Source organism: Brevundimonas sp., from assembly GCF_036659295.1.
In the GTDB taxonomy this organism is placed as follows: Bacteria; Pseudomonadota; Alphaproteobacteria; order Caulobacterales; family Caulobacteraceae; genus Brevundimonas.
In genome coordinates, this window is record NZ_JAVXCU010000069.1 from 1 (window position 1) to 12,445 (window position 12,445).

The window sequence follows — 12,445 nt, forward strand, 5'->3', positions numbered from 1 at the left end:
CAAGGCGCGCTACCACGAGCTGCTGAAACGCTTCCACCCCGATATGAATGCGGGTGATCGCGCCACAGAAACCAAGCTGCAAAACGTCATCAAGGCCTACAAATCTTTGAAAAAAGCCGGATACGCCTGATCCACGAACTGTTGTCGCCTCTGTTATCAGGTTGGCCATTGAGCCACCACCTTCCCCGCCTTATGGGACTAGCATGACCTCTCCGCTCGCTGTTGCCACCGATCCCCTGCTGACCCTCGCACCGCACCGCAAGGTGACCCTGCGCGAGGTCTTTGGCATTGATTCCCATATGGAAGTGCCGATGTTCGACGAGCGTGACAGCCACGTTCCCGAGATCGACCCCAGCTATCAATTCGATCCGCAAACCACGATTGCCATCTGTGCAGGGTTTGCGTTCGATCGTCGTGTGCTGGTTCAGGGCTATCATGGCACCGGCAAGTCGACCCATATCGAACAGGTCGCTGCCCGTCTCAACTGGCCGCTGGTGCGTATCAACCTCGACAGCCACGTCAGCCGGATCGACCTGATCGGCAAGGACGCCATCGTCCTGAAAGACGGCAAGCAGATTACCGAATTCCGCGAAGGTATCCTGCCTTGGGCGCTGCAACGCCCCGTTGCGCTGGTGTTCGACGAATATGATGCCGGTCGTCCCGATGTCATGTTCGTGATCCAGCGCGTCCTCGAGGCTCAGGGTGCCCTGACCCTGCTGGACCAGAACCGCGTCATTCGTCCGAACCCGTATTTCCGCCTGTTCGCGACGGCCAACACCGTCGGTCTGGGCGATACAACGGGCCTGTACCACGGCGCACAACAGATCAATCAGGCCCAGCTCGACCGCTGGAACATCGTCACCACGCTGAACTATCTGGATCATGACGTAGAAGCCGAAATCGTCGCCGCCAAGGTGCCGCAATGGGCCGACGAAGAAGGCCGCCGCAAGATTGCCGCCATGGTCCGCGTCGCCGACATGACCCGCAACGCCTTCATGAACGGTGACATCTCCACCGTTATGTCGCCGCGTACCGTCATCACCTGGGCTCAAAACGTCGAGATTTTCGGCGATATCGGTCTGGCCTTCCGCCTGACCTTCCTGAACAAGTGCGACGAACTGGAACGTCCGACCATCGCCGAATTCTATCAGCGCGCCTTTGGCGAAGACCTGCCGGAATCGGCCGTGCGCGTGAAGGTGGGCTAAGCTCTTCACCTACCGGATACAAAAAGCCCCCGATCTATGGTCGGGGGCTTTTCTATTTCAGGACCGAATTATTTTAGGCCAAAATTATTTAAGACCTGTGGCCTCGTCCAGGCCCAGCATGATGTTCAGGTTTTGAACCGCCGCGCCAGAAGCGCCCTTGCCCAGATTATCCAGCATGGCCACCAGTCGCACCTGTTCGCCACCGCGATCACCGAACACATGCAGACGCACGGTGTTGGTACCGTTCAGGGCTTCAGGTTCGATCCCCGTCATGGCCTCGGTCACTTCCAGATCGGCGACCTCGACGAAACGCTGGCCCGCATAGGCCTCGACCAACGCGCCATGGATACGCTCAACCGACGGCGTTTCAGGCAGGGCCGACAAGTGCAGCGGCACCTCGACCAGCATGCCCTGACGATAATTGCCCACCGCAGGCGAGAACAGCACAGGCAGGCTCAGCCCCGTATGCTGGGTCATTTCCGGCACATGCTTGTGCTGTAGCGACAAGCCATAGGCGCGGAAGGCTGTAGATGCCCCCTGCTCCTCGAACTCGGCAATCATCGACTTGCCGCCGCCCGAATAACCCGACACCGCATTGACCGAAACCGGAAGGCTCGCAGGGATCAGCCCCGCAGCCACCAGAGGCCGAACCAGCGCAATAAAGCCGGTGGGATAGCAACCGGGGTTAGACACGCGGGTCGATTTCGCAATCGCCTCACGCTGGCCAGCATGCATTTCAGCAAAGCCATAGGTCCATGACGGATCAACCCGATAGGCGGTCGAGGCATCAATCACCCGTACCTTCGGGTTTTCGATCATCGACACCGCCTCGCGGGCCGCATCATCCGGCAGGCACAGGATGACGGCGTCTGCACTGTTCAAGGCTTCGCGTCGGGCTTCCACATCACGGCGTCGGTCACCCAGCAACAACAGTTGCAGGTCATTGCGCGCCTCAAGGCGTTCGCGGATTTCCAGACCGGTCGTACCGGCCTCGCCGTCAATGTAGATTGTATGGGTCAATGCACTCTAATTCCTGAGCCGGAAACATCCGGCTGCGTTTCAATAATCCGGTCAGGCCACTCTCGCAAAAGAAAAGAGCGCCGTGGATTTCTCCACGACGCCCTTTCCAGATACCGATCGCGGTAAAGCGATTAGCGCTTCGAGAACTGGAAGCTACGACGTGCTTTCGCGCGGCCGTACTTCTTACGTTCAACGACGCGGCTGTCGCGGGTCAGGAAGCCGTGCGGCTTCAGAACCTTGCGCAGTTCCGGCTCGTAGTGGGTCAGAGCATGCGACAGGCCGTGGCGGATTGCACCAGCTTGACCCGACAGGCCCGAACCGGTGACGGTGCAGACGACGTCGTACTGGGTCGTACGGTCCGAAACGGTCAGCGGCTGAGCCACCATCATTTGCAGAACCGGACGCGCGAAGTAGGCGTTCAGCTCTTTGCCGTTGACGGTGATCTTGCCGGTGCCGCGCTTCACCCAAACGCGGGCGATAGCGTTCTTACGCTTGCCGGTCGAGTACGAACGGCCCAGTGCATCGATTTGCGGCTCAGCAACAACGGCTTCAGCAACAGTGCCGAGGCCCTTCAGAGCGTCAAAGCCTTCTGCGGTTTCTTGAATCGCGTCAGTCATGATCAGGCGCTCCGGGTGTTCTTGGCCGACATCGACGCGAAGTCGATGGTGGTCGGCTGTTGGGCTGCGTGATCGTGTTCCGAACCCGCAAACAGACGCAGGTGAGTCATCTGCGCGCGAGCCAGCGGGGACTCCTTCGGCAGCATGCGCTCAACGGCCTTTTCAAGGACGCGTTCCGGGAAACGGCCGTTCAGGACCTTTTCCGGAGTCGTCGACTTGATGCCACCCGGGTGGCCGGTGTGACGGTAGTAAACTTTGTCGGTGTTCTTCTTACCGGTGAACACCACCTTGTCCACGTTGGTGACGACGACGTAGTCGCCCATGTCAACGTGCGGGGTGTAGGTCGGCAGGTGCTTACCGCGCAGGCGGTTAGCGATAAAGGTCGCGAGACGGCCCACAACGACGCCTTCAGCGTCGATATGGATCCACTTCTTTTCGACCTCAGCCGGCTTTTGTGCAGCCGTAGTGCTCTTCAGCATAGTGAGGGTCCTAAAGACAAAAAACAGTCCGCACCCCGAAGGGACTGGACATTGGCGGGCTTGATAAGGTGCCTCGCGCCAAAGGTCAATGTCAGTACATTTGTGGAAAAATAAGTAAGATACTGATTTTATTGTAGTAATTTGCATTGGTATTAAAATACCCGATGATTGGTATTAAAATACCATACGCACTACCAGACGTGGCTTTCCGGCTTACGCTCGACCAGATGACCGTCCTTCAGAGCGAAGACACGATCCATGTGGCCGGCCAGTTCCATATTGTGTGTGGCAATGAGGGCCGCGACGCCCTCCTCCTTGGCCAAGCGACGCAAGGCCTCGAACACAGTCTGGCTGGTGGTTGGGTCAAGATTGCCCGTCGGTTCGTCAGCCAGCAACAGGCGCGGGCTGTTGGCCAATGCCCGTGCAATGGCCACCCGTTGCTGCTCGCCACCCGAAAGCTGGGCTGGCTGATGGGTTACACGCTCGCCCAGTCCCAGTGCCGCCAGCATCTCGGTGGCACGTTGGCGCGCTTCTGTCTCGCCCAGTCCAGCAATACGCATGGGCAAGGCCACATTATCGCGGGCGTCGAACTCCGGCAGCAAATGGTGGAACTGGTACACAAAGCCGATGCGGCGAAGACGAATGCGCGTGCGGGCGCGCTCGTCCAGTGACCCTACATCCTCGCCATCGATCATCACCTGACCCGTGGTCGGGTGCTCAAGCAAGCCAGCAGCATGAAGCAGCGACGACTTGCCCGAACCCGACGGCCCGATCAGACCGACAACCTCGCCCGGCATAATATCCAGATCGACGCCCTTGAGCACCGTCAGGCCACCCTGTCCGGTCTTGTAGGTGCGTGTCACGCCACGCAGCGACAGGGTCGGAGCCCCTGCCACCGGTGCCGATACGGTCTTTTTCTTCAGCAACCTATTCAAAGCGTAGAGCCTCCACCGGATCGATCCGCGACGCATTCCACGACGGCGGCAAGCTGGCGAGGCAGCTCATAAAGAACGAGAACACAGCCACCCACATCACATCCAGCGGGTCCACATCTGCCGGAATGGAATCCAGCATATAGACGTCGGCATTAAACAGCTGAACGCCCAGCAAGGCTTCGAGGAAGTGTTGGATCGAGCCAATATTCAGGCAGAACAACAGCCCAAGCGTCAGACCCGCAATCGTGCCGCCGATGCCGATCGCTGCACCCGACATGAAGAAGATACGCAAGATTGAGGACTGGCTGGCCCCGATGGTGCGCAAGATGGCGATGTCGCGCGTCTTGTTCTTCACCAGCATGACGATGCCGCTGATGATGTTCATCGCCGCGATGGCGACCACCATGCCAAGGATGATGCTCATGGCCACGCGCTCGACCTTGAGGGCTCCCCAGATCGCAGCCTGACGATTACGCCAGTCGGTAACTACAGCCCCCGGCCCCGCGACCTGAGACACCGGCCCGACCATCTGCTCGACCTTGTCAGGTTCATCGACCTTGAGTTCGATCACATCCCACAGGCCGTCCTTGCCAAAGAACAGTTGCGCCTGTTCCAGCGGCATAAAGACATAGGCGCGGTCATAGTCGGATGCGCCGGACGTATAGATGCCACCGACGATATAGGTTTTCTCCAGCCCGCCCAGATTGCCGAACGCACTGTCGGCACCGGTCGGAGAATAGAGCGAAATCGGGTCACCGACGCGCAGACCCATTTCATTGGCCAGCGTCTTGCCGATCAGAACGTTATCGCCGCCCCATTCACCCTTACCGAAATTGGCCTTGGCCTCTTCGGTCAGGCTCTCGAAGATGTATTTGCTGGCTGCGAGGTCTTGTGGGCGAACGCCGCGCACAATACCGCCGGTCGCCATGCCCGCCACGCGGAACATGGCTGCGTTCTCGGTATAGGGACTGACCGATGCCACACCGGGCAGATCGGACATGCGCTTGACCGTGGCGTCGCGATCAGCGGCCCATAGAACGGGCCCCTGCACATACATATGCCCGTTAAACGACAGTATCCGGTCCATCAGCGTACCGCGGAATCCGGCCATGATACTCATGACCGAAATCAGCACAGCCACAGCCAGCATAATGCCGACGAAGCTGATGACGGCGATCAGGGCCACCCCGCCTTCCTTGCGTTTGGCACGCAGGTAGCGGAGTGCCAGCCCGATCTCCCAAGAGGAAAACGGGCCGGACGGCTTGCCAGGACTGGCGGCGGTGGCCGGCGACGGAGCGGATCCGGTCGCTTGTTCGGTCATTTCGTAAGCAGCTCCACAGCGGCATCCAGCGACAGGGTTTGCTTTTCACCCGTCGCACGTCGTTTCAGTTCAACCACGCCATCGGCCAGACCTTTCGGGCCGATAACCAGTTGCCACGGCACACCGATCAGGTCAGCGGTGGCGAACTTGCCACCCGGACGCTCGTCGGTGTCATCATAAAGCACGTCCTTGCCCGCCGCTTCGAGGCGCTTGACCGCCTCTTCACAGGCGGCAGACACGGCTTCGTCACTGGCGCGCAGCGAGATGACCGACACATCGAATGGTGCGACCGAATCCGGCCAGATAATGCCGCTGTCGTCGTGACTGGCTTCGATGATCGCGCCCAGCAGACGCGAGACGCCGACGCCGTACGAGCCCATATGGACCTCGGTGTCCTTACCATCCGGACCTGCAACCTTGGCCTTCATCGGGGCCGAGTATTTGGTGCCGAAGTAGAAGATGTGACCAACCTCGATGCCGCGCGCCGACAGGCGGTCGCCCTCGTCGGTCTGGGCCTCGAACTGGGCCGCGTCGTGCATTTCTTCGGTGGCGGCATAAAGGGCGGTGCGCTCGTTGAACACGCCTTCCAGTTGCTCGACGCTGAGGTCGTGACCCGGAGGGGCCATTTCGACCAGCTTGCGGTCACAGAAGACCTCGCTCTCGCCGGTATCGGCCAGAACGATGAACTCGTGCGACAGGTCGCCGCCAATCGGGCCGGTGTCGGCACGCATCGGCACAGCCTTGAGGCCCAGACGCGAGAAGGTGTTCAGATAGGCGGCGAACATCCGCTTATAGGCGATGCGGGCGGACGCTTCGTCGATGTCGAACGAATAGGCGTCCTTCATCAGAAACTCGCGGCCGCGCATCACGCCAAAGCGAGGACGGCGCTCGTCGCGGAACTTCCACTGGATGTGGAACAGGTTAAGCGGCAGAGCCTTGTAGGATTTCACATAGCCACGGAAGATATCCGTGACCATTTCCTCGTTGGTCGGCCCGTACAGCAACTCGCGCTCGTGACGGTCGGTGATGCGCAGCATCTCCGGACCATAGGCATCATAGCGGCCCGACTCGCGCCACAGGTCCGCCAGTTGCAGAGTCGGCATCAGCAGCTCGACCGCACCGGCGCGGGTTTGCTCCTCGCGCACGATGTTCTCGATCTTGCGCAGCACGCGCAGACCCAGCGGCAGCCAGGCATAGATGCCCGCGGCTTCCTGCTTGATCATGCCCGCGCGCAGCATCAGTTGATGCGACACGATCTGGGCGTCGGAGGGGGCTTCCTTGAGGGTCGGCAGAAAATAGCGCGACAGACGCATGGGGTAGGCTTTCCTAAATCTAGTCCGCGTGATTAGCCCTTGGGCCTTTGGCATGGCAACGCACGCAGGCGGAAAAATGGCATTCTAAGCGATTACAAAGCCGGAAGTTGTTCCGGATTAATCTGCGGAACCGGAATGATACCCGACCACACCACGCCGACGATCAGCACCCAAACAATGGCCGCGACCCAGGTCGTCGTGATGAATTTCTTCTTCAGATTGGGATTCTCCGGCGCGCCCCACTGGCTGCCATCGGTTGGCGGTGCGCCAATCTGGCTGCTCATACCCAGCGGCAGGATCATAAACAGCACAATCCACCATGCCGTCAGATAGATAGCGACAAGGGTAAACGGACCCAACGGCATAGACTTAATCCCTCATAGACAATCGCCACGGGTGACGCATCCCCAGCATGGGCCTAAGACGGGTCACCTCAGTCAAGGGACCGTCATGCCACAGATTACGCTGGAACACTCCACCCATTTCGACACAGCCGATTATCGTGCACTGGCACTGGAAATCCACCAGCTCTGCGTCACCCATGTTGGTGCCACGATTCAGGCCTGCAAGACACGCATTGTGCGCGTCGAAAACCTGATTATTGCCGATGGTGCGCCTGAACAGGCCATGGTCCACTGTGACCTGCGTATCCTCAGCGGCCGCACACAGGAGCAAAAGACCGCTCTGGTCGAAGCCGTACAGCAGGCCTTGCTGAAACATCTGACGCAGTATGACGGACCGCGCCAGATCAGTGTCGAGATCGGTAATCTGGACAAGCCCAACTACCGCAAGGTTTCGCTGGGCTAATCCTGAGATTTACGGATGCGGGCGGCCGATACCGTAACGGGCCGCCCAATACGGAAGGATGGCTTCATCCTTCAGATAGCGCGCGCCCGTTTCCGCACTGACCAGAGCGTCAGGCCAGTCAAACTGGCCATCGAGCACCAGCATGGGGCATGACTGGTCAGCCTCCCCCACCACAGCCACAACAGCCGCACGCGGACGCGGGTGATCCACACGGATCACCTCTGTCACGTCTTTCAAGCGCGGATAGAGGTTCAAAACCCCTTCGATCACCGCGCCCGGCGGGCAGTACCAGGGACCGCCCTGATCGTCGAACCAGTCGGGGTTCAAGAGATAAAGACGGTCCGCCATCACAGCCTCAGAACTACAGTTTCAACGATGGGGCGACGGCCCCAGACCTTTTGCGAGGCCTTTTTCAGTGTGCGGGCGACGGCTTGCTCGATAGCGATCTCGTCGTCGAGAGCATCGCCCTTAAGGCCACGAACCGTGTCCTCGACACGCTCGGCCAGATCATCCAGCACTTCTTCCAGCGGACGATCCTTATTGCCGGGCAGGCCTACCGAACGGATGTCGATGTCGCTGACCATCTTGCCACGGCGATCCAGCGCAAAGGCCACGATCAGCATACCGTTGCTGGCCGCGTGTCTGCGCTCGCGAAGGGCTTCGCCCTGTTCCTCGACCAGAATACCGCCATCCACGAACAGACGGCCCGCGGGCACTTCGTCGATGATCGCAGCATGACCGGGGGCCAGACGCACCATGTCGCCATTGCGCGGCGTAACCACCTGCTCGATGCCGATCGCCTTGGCCAGATGACCATGCTCGATCAGGTGTCGGCGCTGACCATGGGTCGGAACAGCGATCTTGGGACGCGCCCAGGCATACATCTGGCGCAGTTCGTCACGGCACGGGTGGCCAGAGACGTGAATGCCCGGATGACCCTTTTCGGTGTAGATTTGCACACCACGGTCCGCCAGCTTGTCTTGCAGACGCGCGATCGGCAGTTCGTTGCCCGGAATGACGCGCGACGAGAAGATGCAGTGGTCGCCCTGTGCCAGCTTGATGAAGGGATGGGTCCCTTCGGCCACGCGCGACAGGGCCGCGCGCGCTTCGCCTTGCGATCCGGTGCACAGATACAGGATCTTGTCGGCGGGCCAGATCTTGGCCTCTTCTTCCGACAGGAACGGCTGCACATCCGTCAGCATTCCAACCGACTTGGCAGCAGCCGTGATGCGGTGCATCGAACGACCGGCCAGCGCCACGCGGCGACCGGCGGCCTCGGCAGCGCGGATCACGCTATCCATACGGGCGACGTTGGAGGCAAAGCAGCCGACAGCGACACGGCCTTTCAGCGGCGCGATCAAAGCGGACAAGTGCTTGGCCACTTCGCCTTCGGAACCGGCTGTGCCCTCTACGAACACGTTCGTAGAATCGCACACCATAGCCAGCACGCCTTCGTCACCCAGCTTGGTGATGGCAGCTACGTCGGTCTTGTCACCAACAACCGGCTCGTCGTCGATCTTCCAGTCGCCCGTGTGCAGAACCGTGCCAAGCGGGGTCTTGATGGCCAGACCGTTCGGTTCGGCAATCGAGTGGGTGATGGTCACATAGGTCACTTCGAACGGGTCAAGATTGACCGTACCGCCCAGAGCGATCTCGTTCAGTTCGACGTCTTCGGCCAGATTGTGATCGCGCAGTTTTTCACGGATCAGGAACGCCGTGAACGGCGTCGCATAAAGCGGAGCCTTGATGCGGTCGAACAGCCAGCCAAGCGCACCGATATGATCCTCGTGGGCGTGGGTCAGCACGATGCCGAGAATATTCTCGCCTTCAAGGAAAGACGGATCAGGTACAATCACATCCACGCCGGGCGTGGACTGGTCACCAAAGGTCACGCCGACATCGACGATGATCCATTTGCGGTCATGCTCGGGACCAAAGCCATAGGCATTGAGGTTCATGCCCACCTCGTTTGACCCGCCAAGCGGCAGGAAGACGAGTTCGTTTTGAGTTTCGTTAGTCATACAGTCCTTAACGGAGGTTGTTCCGCCGCCAGATTTCCAAAAGGCCGCGGATGGTCAGATCCGGATCAAACCGGTCGATTGTGGTACTGGCCCCCTCGAACAGAGACGCGACGCCGCCGGTTCCTACGACGGTCATCGGACGTCCCCACTCGGCCTTGATCTTGGTGACTAACCCGTCAATGAGGCCCACATAGCCCCAGAAAACCCCCGATTGCATCGAGGTTACGGTGTCACGTCCAATCACGACGGAGGGCCGTTGAATGGCAATACGCGGCAGTTTCGCTGCCGCTTCGTGCAGAGCCTGCACGGAAAGATTTATACCCGGCGCGATAACCCCACCCTCGAAGGCTCCCGCCCCCGGAGTGTCACCAGCCGATACGATATCGAATGTGGTGGCTGTACCACTGTCGATCAACAGCAGGTCGCCGCAATAGGTCGTCAGCGCACCGATGGCATTGACCAGACGGTCAGCCCCCGCCTCGCTGGGTTTAGGGATACGCACCTCGATACCCAGTTCGGCATTCTCGCCGATGACCAGAGGCTCGACCTCAAGATAGCGGCGCGACAGGTTGCGCAGATTGAAGATCGACTGGGGCACGACCGACGAAATAATGCAGCCGTCCATATCCGTCATGGCGACGCGCTTGCCCGTCTTGGCACCCATCAACTCGAACAACTGGTGCAGCCAGACCGCATATTCATCAGCCGTCCGTGACGCCTCGGTGGCTGTGCGCCACTGGGCGATCCATTCCTGCCCGTCATGGACAGCGAACAGCGTATTGGTGTTGCCCTGTTCAATCGCCAGCAGCATCAGACGTTCTCTCCGAAAAACACATCGCCTGCCGATATTATCCGCACGCTGCCGTCTGCCAGCTTTAGCCGCAAAGAACCATCCGGCTCTATGCCGTTGGCGGTCCCTTCCAGAGTTTCATTCGGCAATCGGGCAATACAGGGGCCAAACAGTCCGGGCGTGCGTGACACCCATGCCTGACGAACCCCTTCAAAGCCCTGCGTCTGCCACTGAACCAACCAGTGATCGAAGCTCTCGGCCAGTGCCTGACCCGCCTCTTCAATCGTGGGGGCAAAGATGTGACCTGTCCCCAGATGATCGGCAACGCATGTGGCCGGACGCTCGGTGCCTGTCGGTGCCGCTTGAAGATTTACGCCAATACCGACAGCGAGCCACAAACCACCCTCTGGGGCCGATCCGCTTTCCAACAAGATGCCGCTGACCTTCTTGCCGTCCAGCAGGACGTCATTGGGCCATTTGATCGTCAGCAAACTGGGGGGAACATAGCGGGCGACAAGATCATAGACCGCAAGCGCAGCGACAAAGGTCAGCTGCGAGGCTTCAAAGGGTGTCTTGTCGAGCTTGAGAAGCAGGGTCTGGGCCAGATTGCCCGTATCCAGATCCCAGCCGCGCCCCCTGCGGGCGCGACCGGCTGTTTGGTGTTTGGCTGCAATCCACAGGGGACCGAACTCGCCCTCCTCTGCACGTCTTCGTGCTTCGAGGTTGGTCGAGTCGGTCTCCCTTAGGATCAGAACCGGAGCCACCAAGGCTCCTTAACCTACGCCTACACCAGCGGCCGCAGCCTTGGTGAGCGGCTCCAACCAAGCCAGAGCAATGATCACAACCGGGAAGGCAAAGGCCGCAGCCGCCCAACCGATCCACTGGGCTTCCAGCGGAGCCTTGTCGGTCTTCACTTCCGTTGCCGGAGCGTCGAACCACATGACCTTGATGATACGCAGGTAATAGAAGGCTGCGACAACCGAAGCGACCAGACCTGCGGCACCCGCCATCCAGTAGCCGGCATCAGCCGCCGCACCGAACACGTAGAACTTGCCCCAGAAGCCCGACAGCGGCGGAATACCGACAGCCGACAGAGCCAGAAGGGTCAGCGCAATCGCCGTAACCGGACGCTCCTGTTTCAGACCGGCAAGGTCCGAAATATTGCGGATCGGACGGCCATTACGGCTCAGCGACAGCAGGATAGCGAAGAAGCCGAACTGGTCGATGACATACAGGGTCATGAACATCAGCATCGCCTGAACACCAAGCTCGGTGCCCGATGCGATACCCAGCAGCGCATAACCGATGTTGATGATCGACGAATAGGCCAGCAGGCGCTGGATGTCTTTTTGCATCAGGCCGCCGAAGGCACCCACTGCAAACGAGATCAGCGAGATCAGGATGATGACCTGTGCCCACTGGAAGTGCGCAAGGTTGAAGCCATCGATCAGAACGCGCGCGATCAGGATCATGGCCGCGACCTTCGGAGCCGTGGCGAACAGAGCCACAACCGGGGTCGGAGCGCCCTGATAGACGTCAGGCGTCCACATGTGGAACGGCGCTGCCGAAACCTTGAACGCCAGACCGGCGATCAGGAACACCATGCCGAAGATCAGACCCGGACCCGGATTGTTCGAGGCAAAGGCGGCGATTTCGTCGAACTTCATCGAGCCGGCGAAACCGTAAATCAGGCTGGCACCATAAAGCAGGATACCCGAGGACAGCGCGCCCAGTACAAAGTACTTCAGGCCCGCTTCCGAAGCGACAAGGCTGTCGCGACGGTAAGCGGCCAGGACGTACAGAGCCAGCGAGTGCATCTCGATGCCGATGTAGAGCGAGATCAGGTCGCCCGACGAGGCCATCATAGACATGCCGACCGAGGCCAGCACGATCAGGACGGGGTACTCGAACTTGGCGATGCCGTTGCGGTGAATCCA

At 59.9% G+C, this 12,445-nt stretch carries 15 protein-coding genes; 3 read left to right on the top strand and 12 right to left on the bottom strand.

Annotated elements, in window-relative coordinates; genetic code table 11:
- Together RSB01_RS11115 and cobS are read left to right on the top strand one after the other, a co-directional pair.
- Positions 1 to 130, top strand: a 130-nt coding sequence (locus RSB01_RS11115) for a DnaJ domain-containing protein (protein WP_332620755.1), incomplete at its 5' end; no start/stop codon positions are given.
- Positions 131 to 203: 73 nt separating this feature from the next.
- Positions 204 to 1,205, top strand: coding sequence for a cobaltochelatase subunit CobS (gene cobS, locus RSB01_RS11120; protein WP_332591807.1), 1,002 nt, complete (start codon positions 204 to 206; stop codon positions 1,203 to 1,205).
- Positions 1,206 to 1,289: 84 nt separating this feature from the next.
- On the opposite strand, the gene argC is transcribed toward cobS, so the two are convergent.
- The 7 genes from argC to RSB01_RS11155 form a co-directional block, all read right to left on the bottom strand.
- Entirely contained in the window at positions 1,290 to 2,225 is a 936-nt protein-coding gene (argC, locus tag RSB01_RS11125) for an N-acetyl-gamma-glutamyl-phosphate reductase (protein WP_332625483.1), read from the bottom strand.
- A 131-nt stretch (positions 2,226 to 2,356) separates the two neighbouring features.
- On the bottom strand, positions 2,357 to 2,842 hold the full coding sequence (gene rpsI / locus RSB01_RS11130; RefSeq protein ID WP_332625484.1) for a 30S ribosomal protein S9: 486 nt from the start codon (positions 2,840 to 2,842) through the stop codon (positions 2,357 to 2,359).
- Positions 2,843 to 2,844: 2 nt separating this feature from the next.
- A complete protein-coding gene (gene rplM, locus RSB01_RS11135; protein WP_167177349.1) occupies positions 2,845 to 3,321 on the bottom strand; it encodes a 50S ribosomal protein L13 in 477 nt (158 codons plus the stop codon).
- 191 nt (positions 3,322 to 3,512) lie between these two features.
- Positions 3,513 to 4,256, bottom strand: coding sequence for an ABC transporter ATP-binding protein (locus RSB01_RS11140; RefSeq protein WP_332591205.1), 744 nt, complete (start codon positions 4,254 to 4,256; stop codon positions 3,513 to 3,515).
- Positions 4,249 to 5,577 carry a lipoprotein-releasing ABC transporter permease subunit gene (locus tag RSB01_RS11145; protein WP_332625485.1) on the bottom strand — a complete coding sequence of 443 codons (1,329 nt, stop codon included), beginning with the start codon at positions 5,575 to 5,577 and terminating at the stop codon, positions 4,249 to 4,251. Before RSB01_RS11145 ends, RSB01_RS11140 begins: the two co-directional genes overlap by 8 nt.
- Entirely contained in the window at positions 5,574 to 6,890 is a 1,317-nt protein-coding gene (locus RSB01_RS11150) for a proline--tRNA ligase (RefSeq protein ID WP_332591203.1), read from the bottom strand. Before RSB01_RS11150 ends, RSB01_RS11145 begins: the two co-directional genes overlap by 4 nt.
- Positions 6,891 to 6,982: 92 nt before the next feature.
- Positions 6,983 to 7,255 (bottom strand): DUF1467 family protein, encoded by a 273-nt coding sequence (locus RSB01_RS11155; RefSeq protein ID WP_332591202.1) that lies wholly within the window; start codon positions 7,253 to 7,255, stop codon positions 6,983 to 6,985.
- Between the two features lie 85 nt (positions 7,256 to 7,340).
- Between RSB01_RS11155 and RSB01_RS11160 the strand changes: the two genes are divergently transcribed.
- The gene (locus RSB01_RS11160) at positions 7,341 to 7,697 is read left to right on the top strand and encodes an isomerase (RefSeq protein WP_332591201.1); all 357 of its coding nucleotides are present in this window, start codon (positions 7,341 to 7,343) and stop codon (positions 7,695 to 7,697) included.
- Positions 7,698 to 7,706: 9 nt separating this feature from the next.
- Here RSB01_RS11160 and RSB01_RS11165 read toward each other — a convergent pair whose 3' ends face one another.
- The 5 genes from RSB01_RS11165 to nuoN form a co-directional block, all read right to left on the bottom strand.
- Positions 7,707 to 8,045 (bottom strand): DUF3088 family protein, encoded by a 339-nt coding sequence (locus RSB01_RS11165; protein WP_312812855.1) that lies wholly within the window; start codon positions 8,043 to 8,045, stop codon positions 7,707 to 7,709.
- A complete protein-coding gene (locus tag RSB01_RS11170) occupies positions 8,045 to 9,718 on the bottom strand; it encodes a ribonuclease J (RefSeq protein ID WP_332591200.1) in 1,674 nt (557 codons plus the stop codon). The genes RSB01_RS11165 and RSB01_RS11170 overlap by 1 nt, the downstream gene beginning before the upstream one ends.
- A gap of 7 nt (positions 9,719 to 9,725) precedes the next feature.
- Positions 9,726 to 10,532, bottom strand: coding sequence for a type III pantothenate kinase (locus RSB01_RS11175; RefSeq protein WP_332591208.1), 807 nt, complete (start codon positions 10,530 to 10,532; stop codon positions 9,726 to 9,728).
- Entirely contained in the window at positions 10,529 to 11,272 is a 744-nt protein-coding gene (locus RSB01_RS11180; protein ID WP_332620126.1) for a biotin--[acetyl-CoA-carboxylase] ligase, read from the bottom strand. Before RSB01_RS11180 ends, RSB01_RS11175 begins: the two co-directional genes overlap by 4 nt.
- Positions 11,273 to 11,281: 9 nt before the next feature.
- On the bottom strand, positions 11,282 to 12,445 hold a 1,164-nt coding region (gene nuoN / locus RSB01_RS11185), incomplete at its 5' end, for an NADH-quinone oxidoreductase subunit NuoN (protein ID WP_332625486.1).

Bases quoted from the DNA above. Each gene is read 5' to 3' on its own strand.
- cobS (WP_332591807.1), top strand. From the start codon at position 204: ATGACCTCTCCGCTCGCTGTTGCCACCGATCCCCTGCTGACCCTCGCA.
- rpsI (WP_332625484.1), bottom strand. From the start codon at position 2,842: ATGACTGACGCGATTCAAGAAACCGCAGAAGGCTTTGACGCTCTGAAG.
- RSB01_RS11155 (WP_332591202.1), bottom strand. From the start codon at position 7,255: ATGCCGTTGGGTCCGTTTACCCTTGTCGCTATCTATCTGACGGCATGG.
- RSB01_RS11170 (WP_332591200.1), bottom strand. From the start codon at position 9,718: ATGACTAACGAAACTCAAAACGAACTCGTCTTCCTGCCGCTTGGCGGG.
- RSB01_RS11160 (WP_332591201.1), top strand. From the start codon at position 7,341: ATGCCACAGATTACGCTGGAACACTCCACCCATTTCGACACAGCCGAT.
- RSB01_RS11145 (WP_332625485.1), bottom strand. From the start codon at position 5,577: ATGACCGAACAAGCGACCGGATCCGCTCCGTCGCCGGCCACCGCCGCC.
- RSB01_RS11165 (WP_312812855.1), bottom strand. From the start codon at position 8,045: ATGGCGGACCGTCTTTATCTCTTGAACCCCGACTGGTTCGACGATCAG.
- RSB01_RS11150 (WP_332591203.1), bottom strand. From the start codon at position 6,890: ATGCGTCTGTCGCGCTATTTTCTGCCGACCCTCAAGGAAGCCCCCTCC.
- rplM (WP_167177349.1), bottom strand. From the start codon at position 3,321: ATGCTGAAGAGCACTACGGCTGCACAAAAGCCGGCTGAGGTCGAAAAG.